Source organism: Pseudarthrobacter sp. NIBRBAC000502770, from assembly GCF_006517815.1.
Taxonomy (GTDB): domain Bacteria; phylum Actinomycetota; class Actinomycetes; order Actinomycetales; family Micrococcaceae; genus Arthrobacter; species Arthrobacter niigatensis.
The window spans coordinates 4,221,529-4,241,115 of sequence record NZ_CP041198.1 but is presented as its reverse complement, the minus strand read 5'-3'; the positions used below and the strand labels follow the sequence as shown (position 1 = coordinate 4,241,115).

Here is a 19,587-nt window from a genome sequence, read left to right as displayed (position 1 = left end):
TGGCACCGGACGCATCTCAACAGCTTACTTACTATTTTTCGGCAGGATGCGCGCCAGGGCGAATCCGTCCCAGCCCTTGGAGCCCACCGTCTGGATTACCGTGGCGTCCAGCCGCGGGTGGTCGCCCAGCAGCTTGAGGGCGTCGATGATTCCAGGCGCGTTGACGGGGTCGAGCTCCGGGTCCAGGACGGCGCCCTCCCAGATGGTGTTGTCCAGGACCACTGCCGCTCCGGGCCTGCCAAGCCGGACAGCCCAGTCCAGGTAGCGGCTGTTGTTTTCCTTGTCCGCGTCGATGAAGATGAAATCGAACGGCTCCCGCTCCTCTTCCTCGAGGGCAGCCAGGGTTTCCAGCGCAGGGCCCAGCCGGATTTCCACCCGCTCCCCCAGGCCGGCCGCATCAATATTGGCCCAGGCCACCTCCGCATGCTGGGGCAGGTATTCGCAGGTAACCAGTGTGCCGTTGTGTGGAAGTCCCCTGCCCATCCAGATGGTGCTGTAGCCCGCGAGGGTCCCAATCTCCAGGATGCGCCGCGCACCCGAGAGCTGGACCAGGAGCTTGAGGAGCTTTCCTGCGTTCGGCGCCACCTCGATGGGGGGCATCCCGGCCTCCGCGGCGGCGCGGATGGCCTGCTGGACGGCACCGTCCGGATGCACCACGGTGTCGGACAGGAACTCCTCGGTGGCAACCCATTCCGGCCGTGGTTTGTGCTCGAACATTGCCACAGTTTGGCACGCGGCGCCCCGGCGGTCCAGACAATCCGGCCCCTCAAAGGACGCTTAGGGCTCCTGCGCCAGTGCGGTCTCCAGGCGGTCAACCTTCGCTGTCAGTTCGCCGCTGTACCCGGGCCTGATGTCCGCCTTGATCACCAGTGAAACGCGGCTGCCGTACCGGCCCACGGCTTCGGTGGCGCGCTTGACCACGTCGAACACTTCGTCCCACTCGCCTTCGATGGTGGTGAACATGGAATCCGTCTGATTGGGCAGCCCGGACTCGCGGACGATCTTCACTGCGGCAGCAACGGCGTCGTGCACTGACGCGTCGTTGGGCCTGGAGCCCTCGGTGGGAACGCCTGACGGAGCAACAGAAAATGCAAGCAACATGCTCACCAGTCTCCCACGTGCCCGCGGGCAGCCGCAGGGCCGGGGCGCCGGTCGGCTGCGTCACATAAGCGGCTACCCCGAAGTAACCATGGTGGCGGCAGTCTCCGTTGTTACCCTTTTTGGCATGAGCCTCGCAGTCGCCCGAAAGCCCCTCCGCGCAGACGCAGCGCGGAACGTGGACAAGATCATTACTGCGGCGCGCCAGTGCTTCCGCGAGTTCGGCCCGGAGGTACCGCTCCAGACCATCGCAGCCACGGCCGGCGTTGGCCCGGCAACCCTATTCCGAAACTTCGCTGACAAGGAAGAACTGGTACTGGCGGCGCTCAACCGGCAGCTCCGGCTCACCGTGGACCCCGTCATGGACGGCGCCCTCGCCGATATCGATGCTGCCGCAGGCATGTTGCGTGTCCTCGAAGCCCTGATGGCCGCAGCGAGCGACGACGCCAACCTGCTGTGTGCGGTGGCGGGCCGGCGCGAGCTCCTCACCGGGATCACCGGATCGCTGATGGAATCCATGGGAGTGCTTCTGGTCCGCGGGCAGGGCCAGGGAAGCCTGCGCCCTGACATTTCCATGACGGACATGTTTCGGCTGCTGGCCATGCTGATCGGTGTGGTGGACACCATGGAACCGGGGTCCGATGCCTGGCGCAGGCCGCTTGCGCTGGTGGAGGACGCCATCCGCACAGTCCGGCCATCCCGACCGCTTCCGGTGTTCGTCCCCGTCCCCGCCGCCCCTGGGTTCACCGCCACCACGCCGGGCCAGCCGGGCTGAATAACATGCAGTCAGCCTGCCGGCCAGTCCATGCCGGGCGAGGCCGGCGTACGCAGCTCCGGTGCCGGAATCCCGCTGCCGGGCTGTTCCGCCGAGGGAGTCAGGTCACCAGTCGGGCCCCATTGTTACCTGCAGGTACGTGCAATAAACTCGGAGGTGGGGTTAGGCAGCCAGCCTCGGCACTTCCACGTTGGAGCAACCCCATGCACTTTGCGCCTGCCCCCCAGACAACGGCCGCACTGCCATGAACCACTCAAAGCTTCTCCACTACCTGACGGATCCGCGCGGGCCGGAGGAAGTCCTTCCCGAGCTGAACGCCGGCGAGCTGGTCGAGTTGCTCGACGCGCTGTACCAGAACCTCGATACCCCCGAACCCGAGTTTGGCGCACAGGTCTGGTACGAGATGGGCGTGGAGGAATGCGGCCGCCGGTCCGTCTCCCCTGACGGCGCGGCGCACGGGGTAGCCTAGCTACCCGTTCGTCCCGATTCCCCTAACTGTGTCAGCGCTTCTCCGCACCGGGTTCGCCGGCGGCGCTGTCCCCGGCGTGGGCATCTCCGCCGGCCCGTTGTCCAGCCGGCGGGGTTTCCTGGTGCTGCGACCCTGGGTCTGCGTGGCCGGGCTGCTCCTGCGCGGATGGCCCGTCCGCGTGCCCAGCGCCCAGGTGCCCGTGTTCGGCGTGCCCGTGTCCCTGGTAGCCGTGGCCGGGGTGTTCATGGAACTCGTTGGGAACGTGGTCCTTCGCTTCCATCAGGTGCTGCTGGAGCTTCTCCTCCGCATCCCGCCGACGCCTGGCGGTGTCTCGCAGCTCGCGCGTTGATTCCGAGCCGCGGGGGTCCAAATAGGTGGCCCGCGACTTCGCAGACTGTTCTGCCGGTACCCCCGCGCCTTGTTCGTCCTTGGCGTTCCTGCCGGTATCCTCGGTGCCCTGGCCGCCATGCGGCTCAACAGGCCGTGACTGTTCGTCCATCTCGAATCCTCCTTCGGTGGCCGCCTGGGTGTGGGCTGCCTCTCATCCAGTGCATCACAGATGGCTGCCGGAATGTTGGGCCACTAGGCCTGGGCTGCATCTGCCCGCCTGCGCATTTCCTCCCGCAGCAGGGCCTGAAGGGCCGGAACGGACGACGACGGATCCAGGTCGAGTGCCGCCCGGAGCCGTTGGCAGAGAATTTCCAGTTCCTCTTCCGGCACGTCCGAAAGTCCGGAAAAGCGCCTGAAGAACCGTTTGGCGGGAAGGCCCGCCCGCCGTCGGGCGTTCTTTTGGCGGATTCTGCCCGCCAAGCCGCCCGCAGGGTGCAGCTGATTTTCCATGGGTGCCGTTCAATAAGGAATTCCATGGCCAACTGCATAAGCCGATCCCATAGTACAACTGGCACCCCGCCGGCGAAGTGACCCACGTCACCATGCCCCGGAGTGGATTCAACAGCTCAGCTCCACCCCAGCATCCTCAGCAGCGCCGCCGTGCCGGCACCGGCGATCACCACCACCAGGAATGGAGCCCGCAGTACCAGGGCGATCGCGGCCGCGGCCAGCGCTCCCAGCCTGGCATCCGCGGCGAGTCCCTGCCCCGACACCACCGCGTTCACCACCGTCAGCGAGGCCAGCAGGCCGATAGTCATTGTTCCCGCGACACGTGAGGTGCGCGGATCCTCAAGGAATTTGGCGGGGACGAAGTAGCCCACCAGTTTCCAGGCGTAGCCGAGCACGCAGGCGATGAGCAGCCAGATCCACAAAGTCACCTGCCCTCCTCCGGGTCCGCAGCTCCCCTGCGGCCGGCTTCCCTGCGGACGCTCCTGCCCCGGAGATGGGCGCCGCCCGGGTGATGGCCGTGGTCGCCGTAGGGTTCGACGTCCGGCTCAAGGCCTTCGTCGCGGCGGCCGTGGCTGAACCAGCCCACCACCGCGGCAACGACCGCAGCCACCAGGATGGGCACGCCCGCCGGGACAAAGGGGACAGCAACCACCGTGGCCACTGCACAAACCACCGCGATGGCGATCGGCTCGCGTCCTTTGAGCCGGGGCCAGAGCAGTGCCAGGAAGGCGGCGACGGCGGCCCCGTCAAGGCCCCACTGCATGGGGTCGCCCAACCCGCTGCCGGCCAGCGCGCCCACGGCCGTGAAGATGTTCCACAGTAGGTAGACCCCTACGCCTGCGGTCCAGAAGCCGCGGCGCTGTTCGTCCGGGTCCGTCTGGCCCGTGCTGGTGGCCGTGGATTCGTCGATGGTCAGCTGCGCTCCGATGTACTTGCGCCAGCCGGTGGGCCGGAGCAGCGCGTTCAACTGCATGCCGTAGATGCCGTTGCGCATGCCCAGGAGGGTGGCCGCGCTCATCGCCGCAACGCCTGAACCGCCCCCGGACACCACCCCGATGAACGCGAACTGGGAGCCGCCACTGAAGAGGAGCAGGCTCAGCGCCATGGTCTGCCAGAAGTTGAGCCCGGACGTGACCGCCAGCGCGCCGAACGATACGCCGTAAAGACCGGTGGCAATACTGATGGAGATGCCCACCTTCACCGCCGGCGAAGCCAGCAGCTTCACCCCCGGCTTCCCGGGTTGACCGCGGGCACGGCGGCTTTTCGCAGGCTCCAGGCCCACATGATCAGCGGCGCCTGGAGGGGAAGCCGCACGGCATGGATCTTCCGCCGGCGGGGTGTGCCCTGCGGCCCGTACGCCCCCAGGAGGGCATCAACATGCCCGGCCAGGAATGCCGTGAACATGGCGGTGAGGGCAGTGGCTGTGGGCTTTCGGGTGGGTGGGAGCAGGATTCCGACGGCGGCGGCGAGCTCCAGCAGACCGCTCAGGGCGATCCATTCATCCCGGGACAGGACGGCCCAAGGACGCTGGGCTGTGCTGCTGCGGGGTTCGCCCGGCACCGCGTCCTGCCGGCACAGGTACCCGGGAACGACGTCCCGGTAAAAACCTGGGTCCCGGAAATGCTTGCCTGCGCTGGCCAGGAGAAGGGCTCCCATGGCCGCTGCGGACAGATGCCGCAGGGCCGGGACGTGGATGGATCGGAACGGACCGGACAAGCCCTTAGCAGCGGTGCCGGACCTGGGAAAAGACATGGAACCACTCAACCACAGCCACAGCGCGGCCCGGAAACCGGCGCTAGGGCACAGCGGCGACGGCCTCACGGCTGCGCTGCCCGGCCTTCCAGCCAGGCAGGCTGCGAGCTGCCATATGGTGGCGGCGGTGACTGAAAATCCAGGGGGTGTCCCGCGTCAAGCAGGGGCGGCCCAACGTAGCTCAGCTCCCCATAGCTGCTGGCCACGGACCGGTATTCTGGGGTGCGCAGTCCAGCAGGGCTTTCCGTGCTGGTTGGGCCACTCATGCTGTCAGGGTCTTGCCCACCGGCCAGGGAAAACAGCTCGTCCGCGGTACGCACCAGCGACAGGTGCGCGGCACCGCCCAACCCGGTCCGGCGGCGGGCGGCCAGGAGGCGGACTGCGGCCGCCGCCACCCCATAGCCGGTGGCATGGTCCAGCGCCTGGACCGGCAGCGCACCCGGGCGCCACCCGCCGTCGTCCTCCATGCCGTAAGTGCTGGCGATTCCGCAGGCGGCCTGGACAATACTGTCGAAGCCGCGCAGGCCGCTCCAGGGCCCCGCGCTTCCCCAACTGTCCAAGGTGACCACTACCAGTTCCGGACGGGCTGCCAGCAGCTCCCGCCCGCTGAGGCCAAAACGGTCCAGGGCACCGTGCCGGTAGCCGGTGACCACGGCATCCGCGCCGGCCAGGAGTTGCTGGAGGTTTCCCTGGCTTGCCGCCTGCCCCAGGTCGAGTACGGCACTGCGCTTTCCGAACGCCGTGTCCACGAACTGGTCCTGGATCTCGGGAAAGGCAGGCGGGTCGATCCGCAGGACGTCTGCCCCGAGCGCGGCCAGCAGCCGGGTAGCGACTGGGCCGGCGATGACCCGCGTCAGGTCCAGCACCCGCAGCCCGGCCAGCGGCAGGTCCCTGGCGCCGCGTCCCGCCCCGGAAGCGGCGCCTGCTCCTTCTGCAGCTTCCCGCAGTCCCAAGCCACCGGTGGTGCCGTCCGCATGCTCCACCGCAATCCATGGTCCCGAGCCGGCCGCCCGACCCATGTCGGTTGCGAGCCATTCACTGCGGGTCCGGACGGCCGCGGCTATCCCTCCCTGTTCCTGGATTGCGGCCTCGGCGTCCAGCGCGGCCATGGAGCGGAGTTTCCTGTCCACATCCTCCGCGCCAGTGGCAGCCAGCGCGTGCAGGAGCCGCTGCTCATGGTGGGGGTAGTTGGCGTGAAGCCGGATCCAGCCGTCAGCGGTCTTCCGGAAGCCGGACAGGGGCGCGAAGCCCTGCGGCTTGCGCCCCGCAATCCGGAGGTGCCCGAAGGAATCGAAGGCGGCCGCTGTCAGTTCGGTTGTGGTGCTGAAACGGCCCGGCATCCCTGAGTACAGGTTCAGCGCCTGGGCCGCGGCTTCCACCGACTGCAGCGCCAAGCCTTCGACGTCGAGCTTCCCCGCCCACCACCGGGGCGCGGCGGGCATGCCGCGGGCGCCCATGTCCGCGCTACTTTCCCTGCGGTGCGGCCGCGTGGAGCTGTTCCAAGACACGCGCCGGCACGTTTGAGGTGATCTCCTGGATGCCCAATTCCCGGCAGAGCGACACGTCCTCAGGGGAGTCCACGGTCCACACCCTGAAGCGGCGGCCGGAGTCCAGCCAGCGGCGGACTGTTTCAGGGCGTTCCCTGACGTATTCGATGCCGGGGCCGGCCATGCCCACCTCGCAGTCATCCAGGATCCGTTCGCCCTCCAACTGGGTGGCTTTCATCAGGTTCGCGATGGCCCCGCCGGTAATCGGCCCAACCCCCAGGCCGCCACGGATTTCATGGATGGTGAGGTCGTCCACCAGCTGGCAAATATATTGCGGCGGTACGGAGAGGAGCAGGTGGCGGACTGAATCCGGGCTGAAGCTCATGAAGGTCACGGCCACGTTGTCCACGGTTGAGCTTTGCGGTTCCCAGCCCTCGCTGCGGAGCACCTCCAGGACCCGGTCCTCCAGTTTGAGCTGGTACGGGCTGGGATGCTTGAGCTCGATGGCGAGTTTTATGGGCCGGCCCGCGCCGCGAAGGATGTCCAGCAGTTCCGGAAGGGTCAGGAGCTGTTCGGAGCGTGCCCCGAACGTTTCGGGGATCCGGACGCCTTTCCAGGACGAGAAGTCCAGCTGGCGCAACTCCTCCAGCGTCCGCTCGGCCACCGGACCTGTGCCGTCCGACGTGCGGTCCAGGTTGGCGTCATGGAGCAGGACCACGTGCTGGTCGCGCGTCAGGTGGACGTCGCACTCCACTCCGTCCGCGCCGTCGGCCAGGGCCTGGAGGTAGGCGGCGCGGGTGTGTTCGGCATACGTGCCGCTGGAACCGCGGTGGGCAAAGACCAGCGGCCGCTGCGGCACTGACTCGTCAATTGTCATGGACACACGGTAGCCGACTGGTCCCCGCCTTCAGGGCTAGGCTTGGCACATGCAGGTGAACTCTGAGGCAACCACTGGGCCAACCACGCAGGAAGCACCCGCCGAACCAGCGCGGGAGCCGCGGCCGGGCACTATGGCGGCAGGCGCCGTCGTAAGCCGCCAGCTTGGTGCCGGTGACGCCGAAAAGGTGGCAGCGCTGCGGAAAATGAAGTTGCTGGCGCTAGGCCTGCTGATCGCCATGGCCGTGATCTTTGTCTTCGCGTTCGCCCTGCAGAAGGAGTATCCGTGGCTGCAGTACGTTCGTGCGGCGGCTGAGGGCGGCATGGTGGGCGCACTGGCCGACTGGTTCGCTGTGACGGCCCTGTTCAAGTACCCCATGGGCATCAAGATTCCGCACACCGCCATCATTCCGCGCCGCAAGGACCAGATCGGCGCCTCCCTGGGCGAGTTCGTGGAGACCAACTTCCTCTCCGAGCAGGTGGTCCAGGACAAGCTGGCCAGCGTCAACATTGCCCGCCGGGCAGGTGTTTGGCTGGCAGCGCCCGGTGGCGCCGACCGGGTGGCCAAGGAAGGTGCCGCGGTGATCCGTGGCGCGTTCAAGGTTTTGAATGACGACGACGTCCAGGCCGTCATTGAGGGCATGGTCCGCAAGCATCTCCTCGCTCCGCCGTGGGGGCCGCCGGTGGGCAGGCTGGCGGAGCGGGTCTTCCACGACGGGCACCACCACACGCTGGTGGACCTGCTGGTGGACCGCGCCGCGGACTGGGTGGATGACAACCACGAGACCGTCACCCGTCTGGTGTCCGACCGCTCCCCCACCTGGGTTCCGCAGTTCGTGGACGGCCTGGTGGGCGACAAGGTCTACCTCGAAATCCTCAAGTTCGTGCGCGCGGTACAGGCCGATCCCCGCCACCAGGTGCGCCAGTCGATCGACAAATACCTGAACGACCTCGCCCAGGACCTGCAGCACGATCCGGCGATGATTGCCCGCGCGGAGGACATCAAGGCGCAGGTGTTGGGTGATCCCGAGGTGCGCGAGCTCGCTTCCCGGACCTGGGGCACGGTCAAGAACGCGCTGCTGGGTGCCGTGGATGATCCGGACAGCGAACTCACCATCAAGTTCAAGGCCGCGGTGCGCGACTTTGGGTCACGGCTCGTGGACGACCCCGAACTGGCCGGGAAGGTCAACGCATGGATCGGTGACGCCGCCGGGTACTTGGTCCGCACCTACCGTTCGGACATCGCCGGCGTTATTACGGACACCGTGGCGCGGTGGGATGCCGAGGAAACCTCGCAGAAGATCGAGCTCCAGGTAGGCAAGGACCTGCAGTTCATCCGCATTAACGGCACCGTGGTGGGGTCCCTGGCCGGGCTGGCGATCTTCACGGTGGCGCAACTGATTTTTGGGTAGCCCCTTCGGGATCTTTCGCTGCGCAAATTCCTTTTCGTGCCGCATATTCGGGGTGCGGGGAGGAGCCTGCGCAGCGGGAATGCGTACGACGACGGCACGCGGCTTTGGTGCTCACTGGCAGCCGGTCAGAATGTCAGTGGGTCGCGCGATGATGTCGGTATGGGAAACAGCACGGACCGGGCAGCGATATCGGAAGGTATTGGCGTCTCTGTTGCTGCCCTGGATGCGCTGGAGCGGGAGGACGCTTTCCTGGCTACCGGGGTCGGCGTTGGTGCTGGTGTTGACGTGTTGCAGCGGCGGTATGAGATCCGGTTGGAACGGCTGGAGCTCACTGCTTGCCTGGAGGCGCAGCTGGCGGCGATGAAAGCGCGGTACGCTGCCGAGGCCGTCGGGTTTCAGGAGGCCATGACCCCGGCTGACGCGTCCGTGGAGGACCGCACCTACGCGGAGATGTCGGCCGTGGAGGAAATTGCCGGGGTTTTGACCATCAGCTCCGGGGCCGCGGCCGCGTTCGTGGACCAGTCCCGGCGGATCTGTTCCCTGCCGCCGGTGTTCGAGGCCTTGGCTGGAGGTGCGGTGTCGTGGCAACACGCGAAGGTCGTAGCGGACGAGACCGAGGGGTTGACCTCTGCCGGAGCTGCAGGTTTGGTGGCGCATTTCTTCGACCCTGACGCCCCAAACCCGGCCCGTGGCGCGGCCCCCGGTGACCTGGTCCCGTCCCGGTTCCGGGCCAAGGTCCGGGGCTGGCGGGAACGCCATCATCCGGAATCGATCGAGAAGCGCCATGTCAAGGGTTTGGCGGATCGTCGGATGGAGTACACCCCGGACCGGGACGGCATGGCCTGGATCTCCCTCTACCTTCCCGGCGATACCGCGTGCGCCATCTGGAACCGGACCACCGCCACCGCCCGCGGCCTCCAGGGCCCCAACGAACCCCGCACGCTCACCCAGCTCCGCCCCGACATCGCCGCCAGCCTCCTCCTCGGCGCCGGTATGACGCCCAGCGCCGAGGAAACCGCCGCCGGCGCCGGCGAAGACGTGCTCGATCCCAGCGCCCCGGGCACACAGGGTTCGGTCACACAAGCTGTCACAGGGATCGGTAAGGTCCCCACCCCGCGGGCCGACGTGCTGGTCACCGTGCCGGTATTCGCGCTTCTCGGCCTCACCGACGAACCAGCAGTCGTCGATGGTTTCGGCCCGATCCCGGCGTCCATGGCCCGGAAACTCGTCGCTGGTGGGGCGGAGTCGTTCTACCGGGTCCTCGTCGACCCGCGGGACGGGGCGCCCCTGGAAATCGGCAGGAAAAACTACCGGCTGACGAGGTCCATCAAACACTGGATCAGGCTGCGCGATGCCCAATGCACGTTCCCCGGCTGCACCAACAAGACCCCCGACAACGAGACAGACCACCTCACCGCCTGGGAACACGGTGGCACCACCAACGTCAGCAACCTGGCCCAGCTCTGCCGTAAGCATCATCGGCTCAAACACCACAGCCAATGGACCCCCGGCCGGGCCACAAGCAAGGACCCACCGGGCTGGACCTCACCCACCGGGCGCCACTACAACCCCGACCAGCAGGATTCAGAACCAACCCACTGGCCACCGGGAAGCCTGCCACCGCCACTTCAATGGGCCGTGCCCGGTGAATGCCGGGCCGGGCGGCCAGCCTCGAGAACCTCCCGCAGTAGGAACCCGACGACGAAGCGTCAATAGACCCCAGCGACCTCTCCCCCGACGATCCACTCTGGGCCGAACTCCTCGCGACGCCATTAGTGCCGTCGGGATGATGCGAGCCCTGGACAGTACAACGGTCGGTAATCAGTGGGCCCCTGGTCCAACGGTCGGCAGTCCTTGATTAACCACTGCCTGAGCTAGAAGTCGTTGGGTCCTGAATCGCTGGGTGAGAAGCGCAACTCCGCCTTCTACGCGAAGGCCTCCAGCTCCACGCCTACGGCCTCAAGACCTGCCCGGATGCGGGACGCCGCCTCCAAGGCTGCGGGGCTGCCGCCGGGCAGCCGCAGGGAGTCCGGCTGGATCCGGACCACCGAACCGTCAACCGCCACCACTTCGCCTTTTGTTGCCAACCGCACGGCCCGCTCAACGATCGTGTCGACGTCGTTCAACACGGCGTCTTCCCCGGACAGCGGCACCAAGGTTCCGTCTGCAAAGTAGGCACGGTCGGCGTAGGCCTCGGTGAAAACAGGGTGGCCGGCCTCCTTGGCCTGCTTCAACAGCTCCGAGCGGGGGAATCCGAGGATGGGCAGCCCCGGATCATAGGCGTTCACGGCCGCCACGAGCGCGGAAGCCTGCTCGGCGTCGTGGATCACCGCGTCATACAGCGCACCGTGCGGTTTCACGTAGTCCACCGAGGCACCCACGGCGTGCGCGACGCCGTCGAGCGCGCCCAGCTGGTACAGCACGTCGCCGAAAAGCTCGTCAAAGCTCATGTCCAGCGAGCGGCGGCCAAAACCGGCCATGTCGCGGTAGCCGAGGTGCGCACCCACGGTGACGTCCAGTTCGTAGGCGGCCCGGCAACTGTCCAGCATGGTGACGGGGTCGCCCGCGTGGAGGCCGCACGCGACGTTGGCGCTGGTGGCCAGCTGGAACATCGCCGGATCGCCTCCCGTGGTCCAGGAACCGAATGATTGGCCTACGTCAGCGTTGAGATCCAAGGATGTTGCCTTCCAGGGTCAGGTTGTCCGGCCCGGCAGCCGCGGTCAGCTCCCCGGGGATGGTGTCCGGCATGGGTCCGAACGCCTCCCGGGCGTTCTTGGCCACTGCACGGCCCATCACGAGGTTACCGGCTCCGCCCACAACCGCCCCTATGCCGAAGGGCAAGGCCCGTCCGAACAGCGCGGTGCCCTGCCGCTTGAGCAGGTTCTTGAGGAAGGCGTTCTGGATCCGCTTCCGGACGCTGCCGAATCCCGGGATCGAGGACCTGGACAGCACGTTTCCCCAGACGTCCGCGGGCTTTGCTCCGCCGGCCGCCTGACCGCTCAGGGTTCCCAGCAGGGCAGTTCCTTCCTCGCCCAGCATGATGGCCATGACCATGGTGCCGGCTTTCTCCGGGTTGGTGAGGCGAATGCCGTGGAGCTCGGCCAGCGACGTCGCATAGAGGGCTGTCGCCTCCAGGAAGCCAACCGTCGCGGCCGCAGATAGTCCCAGCGACGCGACGGTACCCACGCCCGGGACGACGGCGGTGGCGCCCACCAAGGCACCTCCGCCGGCCACCGCCCTAAGGTAGTCACGCTCCGCGATGTCTGCGAGCTGCGCTGCGGTAGCCCGCGGATGCTTCTTCTGGAGCCGGCGGATATAGGCCACCACCAAGGGCCGCTGGATCTGCACTGCCTTCAGGAGCATGTTGTGGACGCCGGGCTTGGGCTTGCCCTCGGCATCGAACATTGCGTTATGGGCGGTTTCCTGTGCGATTCGTACTGCGGGATTGCTGCGCCTGGCCATGGTCACCTTCATTCAAATCGACCTGCAGCGGGTGGGCTGCCGTGCTTATCCATCCTATGTGGACAAACACTAAGCATGCTGAACTTTCCGGCCGGCACTTGGTTCTTCCCCGCCGCTCTTCCCTAGCTGCCGGTGCCCGCCAGGTTGTTGAACGTGTACAGGTGCACCCCCTCCACCACCCCGCCGCCCTCCAGCTCCGCAAGGATCGCCTGCGGTGAGTAGAGGCCGCCCTTGAGCAGGCGGCGGCCGAGCGGGCCCCTGCGATTCAGGAATTTGAGGGAGGGGCCCACCCCGATTTTCAGTGCGGCGCGGATGAGCTGCTCCCGGGGAACGGCGCCGGGAACTCCGGCCCAGACAGGGAGCCGCACCCCTTCCCGGCGGAGCATTTCTGCGTACCACTGGATGCGGGAGGCCGAGAAGCACAGCTGCGTCACCACGGATGAGGCCAGATGCTGCTTTTCCAGCAACGCATCAAGCATGTGCAGCTCGCCGTGGCCGGGATGGCCTTCCGGGTAGCCCGCCACACCGGCCCGGATGGTGCCGCCGGACAGCTCGGCGAGGTCCTCCAGCAGCGGAAGGCTGCTGTCATAGGGCCCGGCGGGCTCCCCTGCGTCACCGCCGACGGCGAATACTTCGGTGATCCCGGCATCGTGGCAGTTCCGGACCACACCGGCCAGCTGCCCACGGCTTTCGATGCTCCGTGCGGCCAGGTGCGGGACAACCTCGAAGCCGAGGTAGGCAAGCTCGATGGCTGTCCGGATGGTCGGCCCCACACCTTGGCGCGGCAGGCAGGTCACCGTCAGGGCCGTGCCGGCGGGAGCGTGTGCCTGGACGAGGGCGGCAACATCCTCGGTGGGATTGATCTGCATCCGGACGGGCAGCGCTGCCCCGGAACCGGAGGCCTGTCCTGCCGCGGGGATCGATGCGGCGGCTGGTGCCATGAGGGATTGAATCGTCATGAGGAACTCCAGGATTGGCCGGCCACGGGTGGCTCGGCATGGATCGGGTCCCTCCCCGCTCTGTATTGGACCTGAGAGATTCCGCAAACCCAGCCAGGGCCTGCTTGCACCGTCGGTGAGTACTGCCGGAGCAGCACTGCTTTCCAGAGTCGCCTCGCCGTGACGGTACATGGGCCTGAGAGATTCCTGGGGAGGATTTGCTCCTACGGCGCCTGCCCGGTGATGGCCGGGAGAACTCTCCCGCCACAGCTCGAAAGGCTGTATTCAAATGTGGTGCCACGGCGGCCGGCGCCTGCCCCTCCGCCTGGGAGGAGTGCAGCGCCGGCCGCGTGGATGGGCCTGCAACTAGCGGAGGATGACCGTCCGGTTGCCGGAGAGGACTATCCGCCCTTCAGCGTGCCAGCGGACGGCATTCGTGAGCGCCTTGCATTCGGCGTCGCGGCCAACCGTGACCAGGTCTGAAGCGGAATACGTGTGGTCCACCTCGATGACCTGCTGCGAAATGATGGGCCCCTCGTCCAGCTCCGAGTTCACGTAGTGGGCAGTGGCGCCCACTGTCTTGACGCCGCGTTCGTACGCCTGGTGGTACGGCTTTGCGCCCTTGAAGCTGGGCAGGAACGAGTGGTGGATGTTGATGGCCTTGCCGCTGAGGCGCGTAGTGGCTTCATCGCTGAGCACCTGCATGTAGCGGGCCAGCACCACCAGTTCCACTGCGTACTGGTCCACCAGTTCCAGCAGGCGCCCCTCAGCTTCCGCCTTGGTATCGGGCGTGACCGGGATGTGGTGGAACGGGACACCGTGCCACGCGGCAAGGGGTTCCAGGTCCGGGTGGTTGGACACCACGGCGGCAATCCGGACGGGCAACTCACCGCTGCGGGCGCGGAACAGGAGGTCGTTGAGGCAGTGGTCGTATTTGGACACCATGACCAGGATGGGCTGCTTGCGGCCGTGGCGTTCGAGGCGCCAGTCCATCTGCCACTCCCGGGCCACCTGCTCGAAACCGGTCCGGAGGTGGTCGAGTTCCAGCTCTACCTGGGCGGTGACGTGGATCCGCATGAAGAACCTGCCGCTCGCGCGGTCCCCGAACTGCTTGATGTCCACGATGTAGCATACCTGCTCGAGCAGGTAGGCCGCCACCGCCTGGACGATGCCGAGCGCATCCGGGCAATGGAATGTCAGGACGAATTCCTTGCCCGTTTCCGGAGCCACGGCCTGGCGCTGCCCGGCCGCGGCCGTGCTGCCCTGCGACATGCGGGCTTCCGTGCCGATCACCGCTTGACCCGCTCTTCCCCCGCTTCTGCGGCGGCAACCTGACGGGCGGCCTGGCCGGATGCGGCGTCGGTGAAGTCCTGGTCTGCCTGCAGTTCAGCCTGGAACGCGGCGAATCGGGCCTGGTGTGCGGGCCGGCGGCGGAGGACGAACCATGCGGCGCCCAGCAGGATGAACCAGACCGGCGTGACCAGCAGGGCCAGCAGGGTGTCCGGCTGGGTGGTGAGGGTCCAGATCACGAAAGCGAAGAAGGCGAAGACCACCCAGACCATGGCAACACCGCCGGGCATCTTGAACTTCGATGCTTCATGCAGGTGCGGCCGGCGGCGGCGGAAGGCGATGTAGCTGGCCAGGATGATCGACCAGACAAAGACGAAGCAGACAGCTGAGACGGTGGTAACCATGTCGAAGGCCTTGCCCACGTCCTGGCCGGCATACATGAGGACGACGCCGGACAGCAGCAGCACGCAGGAGAGGAACAGTGCGTTCTGGGGCACCTTCCGCCGGGACAGTTTGCCAAAGACGTCGGGAGCGTCGCCTTCCTGGGCAAGGCCGAAGACCATGCGGGAGGTCGAGTAGATGCCGGAGTTCGCGGAGGACATCGCGGAGCTAAGCACCACGAGGTTGACGATGGTGGCTGCGGCGCCCAGGCCTGCCAGGGAGAACATGGCGATGAAGGGGCTGTGGCCGGCCCTGAACTCGGTCCAGGGGGTGACTGCCATCAGGATGATGAGGGCGCCTACGTAGAAGAGGAGCACGCGGATGGGGATGGAGTTGATGGCCTTGGGCAGGTTCCGCTCCGGGTTCTTGGCCTCGGCGGCGGTGGTGCCCACCAGTTCGATTCCCACGAAGGCGAAGACGGCGATCTGGAAGCCCGCCACGAAGCCCATGAACTCGTTCGGGAAGAATCCGCCGTGGCTCCACAGGTTGGTGAAGGTGGCAGGACCGGCGTCGGACTGGAAACCGGTGAAGATCATGAACAGGCCAACGATGATCAGCGCAGCAATGGCAATGATCTTGATGAGCGCGAACCAGAACTCCGTCTCGCCAAAGGCCTTGACGGTGGTGAGGTTCAGCAGGAGAAGGATGGCTACGGTGGCCAGGCCGGGGATCCACAGGGGCACCCCGGGCCACAGTTCCCGGGAGTAGCCGGCGATGGCGATGACATCGGCGATGCCGGTGATGACCCAGCAGAACCAGTAGGTCCAGCCCGTAAAGAAGCCGGCCCACGGGCCCAGCAGGTCTGCGGCGAAATCGCTGAAGGACTTGTAGTTGAGGTTGCTGAGCAGCAGTTCACCCATGGCACGCATGACGAAGAACAGCATGAAACCGATGATCATGTATACGAAGATCACCGAGGGGCCGGCTGCCGAGATGGTCTTGCCGGAACCCATGAACAGGCCAGTGCCGATTGCGCCGCCGATGGCGATCAGTTGGATGTGGCGGTTGCTGAGCTGCCGCTCCAGGTGCGGGGCTCCGCCGCCGGGGGACGTCGGGGAATGGGTCGTCATTGAGGAACTCCATCGTTCGAGCGGCACCCGGGGTGTCGCAAAGATTGGATTTCCTCCCCGCTCTGTCTTGGACCTGAGAGTTTCCACTCGCCGGGATGGCGTGCTTGCACCGTCGGTGAGCCAGGACAGGGCCTGGCTGCTTTCCAGAGTTGCCTCACCGCGGCGGTACGTGGGCCTGAGAGTTTCCTGGGGAGGGTTTGCTCCTACGGCGCCTGCTGAACGTACCGGCAGGGCTCTCCCGCCGCAGGTCAAAAGCGTTGATTGGTAAATCAGTGTTCAGTTATCGGAGTGCATCCGCTGCGGGCTTTCCAGCCGCACGGCGCATTTTTGGGCCTCCGGTAATCACAGCCGGCGACGGAGCGCCCAGCGCTCTTTGGGCCAGTTCCGCTGCCCGGCCGGATCACGGGGTTCAGTGTGGTGTCCGTCACGAACAAAAGTCAAGCCCGCCATGACAGCATCTGCCTAACGGTCCCGCCTGCGTGCTTCATGACGGACCGATTTGCTCCCCGGGGCCGCCATCCTGTAACTTGTGAGCCGAATCACCCACATTTCAATAAGCCTTTCGAGCTGTGGCGGGAGAGTTCTCCCGGCCATCACCGGGCAGGCGCCGTAGGAGCAAATCCTCCCCAGGAATCTCTCAGGCCCATGTACCGTCACGGCGAGGCGACTCTGGAAAGCAGTGCTGCTCCGGCGGCACTCACCGACGGTGCAAGCAGGCCTTTGCTGGGTTTGCGGAATCTCTCAGGTCCAATACAGAGCGGGGAGGGACCCGATCCATGCCGAGCCACTCGTGGCCGGCCAATCCTGGAGTTCCTCATGACGATTCAATCCCAACCGTCTGCCTTCGCGGACCGGCACATTGGTGCGCGCCGCCAGGCTGACGTCGACACCATGCTCAAGGCCGTTGGCTACGACAGCGTTGACGGTTTGGTGGACATCGCTGTCCCCAATTCGATCCGCCAGTCCAAGCCGCTCGCGCTCAAGGGCGCCCTGAGCGAGGTTGAGGTGCTTGCGGAACTGCGCAGGCTCGCCGCCAAGAACAAGACCGCTGTCCAGATGATCGGGCAGGGCTACTACGACACCGTCACGCCTGCAGTGATCCGCCGGAACGTGCTGGAAGCCCCGGCCTGGTACACCGCCTACACGCCGTACCAGCCCGAGATTTCCCAGGGCCGGCTCGAGGCGCTGCTGAACTTCCAGACCATGGTCCAGGATCTCGTGGGCCTGCCCATCGCCAACGCCTCGCTGCTGGATGAAGCCACCGCCGTGGCCGAAGCCGTGCTGATGATGCGCCGCGCCAACAAGAACAAGGACGCCCGCGACGGCAAGACCGTCCTGGACGCCGACGTGCTGCCGCAGACCATCGCCATCGTCAAAGGCCGCGCCGAGGCGCTCGGCTTCGAGGTTGAGGTCGCCGACCTGTCCAACGGCCTGCCCGACGGCGACATCAACGGCATCGTGCTCCAGCAGCCCGGCGCCTCCGGCCGCGTCTTCAACCACGCAGGCGTCATCGCCGAGGCCAAGGAACGCGGCGCACTGGTTACCGTCGCTGCCGACCTGCTGGCACTGACCCTGATCACGCCTCCGGGCGAGCAGGGCGCCGACATCGCCGTCGGCTCCACCCAGCGTTTCGGTGTGCCGCTGTTCTTCGGCGGCCCGCACGCCGCCTACATGGCCGTGGCCAAGGGCCTGGAGCGTTCCATGCCCGGCCGCCTGGTGGGCGTCTCCAAGGACGACGCCGGCCTCCCGGCCTACCGCCTGGCGCTGCAGACGCGCGAGCAGCACATCCGCCGCGAAAAGGCCACGTCCAACATCTGCACCGCGCAGGCCCTGCTGGCCATCGTGTCCTCCTTCTACGCCGTCTACCACGGCCCGGACGGACTGAAGGCCATCGCCGAGCGCGTCCACAACAACTCCCGCGCCCTGGCCACCACCCTCAAGGTCGCAGGCCGGGAACTGGCCACTGAGACGTTCTTCGACACGGTCACTGTCTCCGTTCCCGGCAAGGCCGCCAAGGTCATCACCGCTGCTGAAGCACGCGGGATCAACCTGCGGCATATTGATGCCGACACCATCGGCGTGTCCGTGGATGAAACCACGACGCCGGAAATCCTGTCCGCGATCGCCGTCGCCTTCGGTGCCGGCCCCGTGGTGGACGCCGAGGGCTTCGAACTGCCCGCAGAGGTGCTCCGCACCTCCGAGTACATGCAGCACCCGGTGTTCAACACCCACCGGTCCGAAACCCAGCTCCTGCGCTACATCCGCAAGCTCTCTGACCGGGACCTCGCGCTGGACCGCACCATGATCCCGCTGGGCTCGTGCACCATGAAGCTGAATGCCACCGCCGAGATGGAAGCCATCTCCTGGCCGGAGTTCGCCTCCATCCACCCCTTCGCCCCGGACTCCCAGACCGAAGGCTGGCGTGAACTGATCAGTGGCCTGGAAGCCGACTTGGCGGAAATCACCGGCTACGACCAGGTGTCCCTCCAGCCCAACGCCGGGTCCCAGGGCGAGCTCGCCGGCCTGCTGGCCATCCGCGGCTACCACCGCGCGAACGGCGACACCCAGCGCAACGTCTGCCTGATCCCGGCCTCGGCCCACGGCACCAACGCCGCCTCCGCCGTCCTGGCCGGCATGAAGGTCGTCGTCGTTGCCACGGCCGCGGATGGAACGATTGACCACGAGGACCTGTACGCAAAGATCGAGGCGAACAAGGACGTCCTCTCGGCGATCATGATCACCTACCCATCCACCCACGGCGTCTACGATGCGGACGTGACCGAGATCTGCGAGGCCGTCCATGCTGCCGGCGGCCAGGTCTACGTTGACGGAGCCAACCTGAACGCCCTGGTCGGCCTGGCCCAGCCGGGCAAGTTCGGCGGGGATGTGTCCCACCTGAACCTGCACAAGACCTTCTGCATCCCGCACGGCGGCGGCGGACCCGGCGTCGGCCCCGTGGCAGCGAAGGCCCACCTGGCACCGTTCATGCCCGGCGACGCCAACAAGGCAGCGCATGAGGGAGGCCACGGCGTGGCCATCAGCGCCTCGAACTTCGGCTCCGCCGGAGTCCTCCCGATCTCCTGGGCCTACGTTAAGCTCATGGGCGGGGAAGGCCTGACCGAGGCCACCAAGGCAGCATTGCTCGCTGCGAACTACGTCGCCGTGCGCCTGAACGACTACTTCCCGGTCCTCTACACCGGCGAAGGTGGCCTCGTGGCGCACGAATGCATCCTGGACCTGCGCGAACTCACGGCCAAGACCGGCGTCACCGCCGAGGATGTGGCCAAGCGCCTCATCGACTACGGTTTCCACGCCCCCACCCTGGCGTTCCCGGTGGCCGGCACGCTGATGGTGGAGCCCACCGAGTCCGAGGACCTGGCCGAGATCGACCGCTTCATCGAGGCCATGATCACCATCCGCAAGGAAATTGACCAGGTGGCCAACGGCGACTTCTCTGTCCAGGACTCCCCGCTGCGCAACGCACCCCACACCGCGTCCGCCGTCGTGAACTCCGAATGGACCCGGCAGTACAGCCGCGAACAGGCTGTCTTCCCCGTCCACCACCTCAAGCAGGACAAGTACTTCCCGCCGGTGGGCCGGATCGACGGCGCCGGTGGAGACCGGAACCTGATCTGCTCCTGCCCGCCGCTGTCCGAGTTCGAAAACTAAGGATCCCC

Annotated in this window: 19 protein-coding genes and 3 riboswitches; of the genes, 5 read left to right on the top strand and 14 right to left on the bottom strand. The window is 66.7% G+C overall.

Translation table 11 applies throughout. The annotated features are described in order from the left end of the window. Positions 1-24: 24 nt before the first annotated feature. Together NIBR502770_RS20190 and NIBR502770_RS20185 are read right to left on the bottom strand one after the other, a co-directional pair. Entirely contained in the window at positions 25-717 is a 693-nt protein-coding gene (locus NIBR502770_RS20190) for an O-methyltransferase (protein ID WP_141183145.1), read from the bottom strand. Between the two features lie 60 nt (positions 718-777). Then, positions 778-1,101: a thiamine-binding protein gene (locus tag NIBR502770_RS20185; protein WP_141158394.1), complete on the bottom strand. Its 324-nt coding sequence runs from the start codon at positions 1,099-1,101 to the stop codon at positions 778-780. A 124-nt stretch (positions 1,102-1,225) separates the two neighbouring features. Between NIBR502770_RS20185 and NIBR502770_RS20180 the strand changes: the two genes are divergently transcribed. Together NIBR502770_RS20180 and NIBR502770_RS20175 are read left to right on the top strand one after the other, a co-directional pair. Beyond that, positions 1,226-1,873, top strand: a complete 648-nt coding sequence (locus NIBR502770_RS20180) for a TetR/AcrR family transcriptional regulator (RefSeq protein WP_141183144.1) — start codon at positions 1,226-1,228, stop codon at positions 1,871-1,873. A 244-nt stretch (positions 1,874-2,117) separates the two neighbouring features. Further along, entirely contained in the window at positions 2,118-2,342 is a 225-nt protein-coding gene (locus NIBR502770_RS20175; protein WP_141183143.1) for a hypothetical protein, read from the top strand. Between the two features lie 31 nt (positions 2,343-2,373). On the opposite strand, the gene NIBR502770_RS21620 is transcribed toward NIBR502770_RS20175, so the two are convergent. From NIBR502770_RS21620 to NIBR502770_RS20140, 7 genes are all read right to left on the bottom strand, one after another. Further along, a complete protein-coding gene (locus tag NIBR502770_RS21620) occupies positions 2,374-2,841 on the bottom strand; it encodes a hypothetical protein (RefSeq protein ID WP_246857339.1) in 468 nt (155 codons plus the stop codon). A gap of 83 nt (positions 2,842-2,924) precedes the next feature. Then, complete coding sequence (locus tag NIBR502770_RS21615) at positions 2,925-3,062, bottom strand: hypothetical protein (protein ID WP_246857338.1); 138 nt, start codon at positions 3,060-3,062, stop codon at positions 2,925-2,927. A 236-nt stretch (positions 3,063-3,298) separates the two neighbouring features. Then, positions 3,299-3,610: an AzlD domain-containing protein gene (locus NIBR502770_RS20160; protein ID WP_141183141.1), complete on the bottom strand. Its 312-nt coding sequence runs from the start codon at positions 3,608-3,610 to the stop codon at positions 3,299-3,301. Beyond that, a complete protein-coding gene (locus NIBR502770_RS20155; RefSeq protein WP_141183140.1) occupies positions 3,607-4,407 on the bottom strand; it encodes an AzlC family ABC transporter permease in 801 nt (266 codons plus the stop codon). Before NIBR502770_RS20155 ends, NIBR502770_RS20160 begins: the two co-directional genes overlap by 4 nt. Next, a complete protein-coding gene (locus NIBR502770_RS20150; RefSeq protein ID WP_371416479.1) occupies positions 4,404-4,934 on the bottom strand; it encodes a hypothetical protein in 531 nt (176 codons plus the stop codon). The genes NIBR502770_RS20155 and NIBR502770_RS20150 overlap by 4 nt, the downstream gene beginning before the upstream one ends. Before the next feature lie 65 nt (positions 4,935-4,999). Continuing rightward, positions 5,000-6,391 (bottom strand): CoA transferase, encoded by a 1,392-nt coding sequence (locus NIBR502770_RS20145; RefSeq protein WP_141183139.1) that lies wholly within the window; start codon positions 6,389-6,391, stop codon positions 5,000-5,002. 7 nt (positions 6,392-6,398) lie between these two features. Further along, complete coding sequence (locus NIBR502770_RS20140; protein ID WP_141183138.1) at positions 6,399-7,298, bottom strand: glycerophosphodiester phosphodiesterase family protein; 900 nt, start codon at positions 7,296-7,298, stop codon at positions 6,399-6,401. Between the two features lie 133 nt (positions 7,299-7,431). Here NIBR502770_RS20140 and NIBR502770_RS20135 point away from each other — a divergent pair, with 133 nt between their 5' ends. Next, positions 7,432-8,709, top strand: coding sequence for a DUF445 domain-containing protein (locus NIBR502770_RS20135; protein WP_371416520.1), 1,278 nt, complete (start codon positions 7,432-7,434; stop codon positions 8,707-8,709). Between the two features lie 159 nt (positions 8,710-8,868). Then, complete coding sequence (locus NIBR502770_RS20130) at positions 8,869-10,425, top strand: HNH endonuclease signature motif containing protein (protein WP_141183136.1); 1,557 nt, start codon at positions 8,869-8,871, stop codon at positions 10,423-10,425. A 209-nt stretch (positions 10,426-10,634) separates the two neighbouring features. Here the strand turns inward: NIBR502770_RS20130 and NIBR502770_RS20125 are convergent, their stop codons facing one another. From NIBR502770_RS20125 to cycA, 5 genes are all read right to left on the bottom strand, one after another. After that, entirely contained in the window at positions 10,635-11,384 is a 750-nt protein-coding gene (locus tag NIBR502770_RS20125; protein ID WP_141183135.1) for a LamB/YcsF family protein, read from the bottom strand. Beyond that, positions 11,368-12,171, bottom strand: a complete 804-nt coding sequence (locus tag NIBR502770_RS20120) for a hypothetical protein (RefSeq protein WP_141183134.1) — start codon at positions 12,169-12,171, stop codon at positions 11,368-11,370. Before NIBR502770_RS20120 ends, NIBR502770_RS20125 begins: the two co-directional genes overlap by 17 nt. Positions 12,172-12,293: 122 nt before the next feature. Further along, complete coding sequence (locus tag NIBR502770_RS20115; RefSeq protein WP_246857337.1) at positions 12,294-13,130, bottom strand: methylenetetrahydrofolate reductase; 837 nt, start codon at positions 13,128-13,130, stop codon at positions 12,294-12,296. Between the two features lie 153 nt (positions 13,131-13,283). Next, positions 13,284-13,383, bottom strand: a riboswitch (glycine riboswitch). A gap of 92 nt (positions 13,384-13,475) precedes the next feature. Then, positions 13,476-14,381: a formyltetrahydrofolate deformylase gene (gene purU / locus NIBR502770_RS20110; RefSeq protein ID WP_141183133.1), complete on the bottom strand. Its 906-nt coding sequence runs from the start codon at positions 14,379-14,381 to the stop codon at positions 13,476-13,478. 17 nt (positions 14,382-14,398) lie between these two features. After that, entirely contained in the window at positions 14,399-15,910 is a 1,512-nt protein-coding gene (gene cycA, locus NIBR502770_RS20105) for a D-serine/D-alanine/glycine transporter (RefSeq protein ID WP_141183132.1), read from the bottom strand. Between the two features lie 153 nt (positions 15,911-16,063). Further along, positions 16,064-16,161, bottom strand: a riboswitch (glycine riboswitch). 312 nt (positions 16,162-16,473) lie between these two features. Then, positions 16,474-16,573: riboswitch (glycine riboswitch) on the top strand. 153 nt (positions 16,574-16,726) lie between these two features. Between cycA and gcvP the strand changes: the two genes are divergently transcribed. After that, positions 16,727-19,579, top strand: a complete 2,853-nt coding sequence (gene gcvP, locus NIBR502770_RS20100; protein ID WP_141183131.1) for an aminomethyl-transferring glycine dehydrogenase — start codon at positions 16,727-16,729, stop codon at positions 19,577-19,579. Positions 19,580-19,587 lie beyond the last annotated feature (8 nt).

What these genes read in the sequence shown, in the direction of transcription:
- NIBR502770_RS20150 (WP_371416479.1), bottom strand. Translation starts at nt 4,934, where the DNA reads ATGTCTTTTCCCAGGTCCGGCACCGCTGCTAAGGGCTTGTCCGGTCCG.
- NIBR502770_RS20180 (WP_141183144.1), top strand. Translation starts at nt 1,226, where the DNA reads ATGAGCCTCGCAGTCGCCCGAAAGCCCCTCCGCGCAGACGCAGCGCGG.
- NIBR502770_RS20145 (WP_141183139.1), bottom strand. Translation starts at nt 6,391, where the DNA reads ATGGGCGCCCGCGGCATGCCCGCCGCGCCCCGGTGGTGGGCGGGGAAG.
- purU (WP_141183133.1), bottom strand. Translation starts at nt 14,381, where the DNA reads ATGTCGCAGGGCAGCACGGCCGCGGCCGGGCAGCGCCAGGCCGTGGCT.
- NIBR502770_RS20115 (WP_246857337.1), bottom strand. Translation starts at nt 13,130, where the DNA reads ATGACGATTCAATCCCTCATGGCACCAGCCGCCGCATCGATCCCCGCG.
- NIBR502770_RS20140 (WP_141183138.1), bottom strand. Translation starts at nt 7,298, where the DNA reads ATGACAATTGACGAGTCAGTGCCGCAGCGGCCGCTGGTCTTTGCCCAC.
- NIBR502770_RS20175 (WP_141183143.1), top strand. Translation starts at nt 2,118, where the DNA reads ATGAACCACTCAAAGCTTCTCCACTACCTGACGGATCCGCGCGGGCCG.
- cycA (WP_141183132.1), bottom strand. Translation starts at nt 15,910, where the DNA reads ATGACGACCCATTCCCCGACGTCCCCCGGCGGCGGAGCCCCGCACCTG.
- NIBR502770_RS20135 (WP_371416520.1), top strand. Translation starts at nt 7,432, where the DNA reads ATGGCGGCAGGCGCCGTCGTAAGCCGCCAGCTTGGTGCCGGTGACGCC.
- NIBR502770_RS20185 (WP_141158394.1), bottom strand. Translation starts at nt 1,101, where the DNA reads ATGTTGCTTGCATTTTCTGTTGCTCCGTCAGGCGTTCCCACCGAGGGC.
- gcvP (WP_141183131.1), top strand. Translation starts at nt 16,727, where the DNA reads ATGACGATTCAATCCCAACCGTCTGCCTTCGCGGACCGGCACATTGGT.
- NIBR502770_RS20120 (WP_141183134.1), bottom strand. Translation starts at nt 12,171, where the DNA reads ATGGCCAGGCGCAGCAATCCCGCAGTACGAATCGCACAGGAAACCGCC.
- NIBR502770_RS21620 (WP_246857339.1), bottom strand. Translation starts at nt 2,841, where the DNA reads ATGGACGAACAGTCACGGCCTGTTGAGCCGCATGGCGGCCAGGGCACC.
- NIBR502770_RS20190 (WP_141183145.1), bottom strand. Translation starts at nt 717, where the DNA reads ATGTTCGAGCACAAACCACGGCCGGAATGGGTTGCCACCGAGGAGTTC.
- NIBR502770_RS20130 (WP_141183136.1), top strand. Translation starts at nt 8,869, where the DNA reads ATGGGAAACAGCACGGACCGGGCAGCGATATCGGAAGGTATTGGCGTC.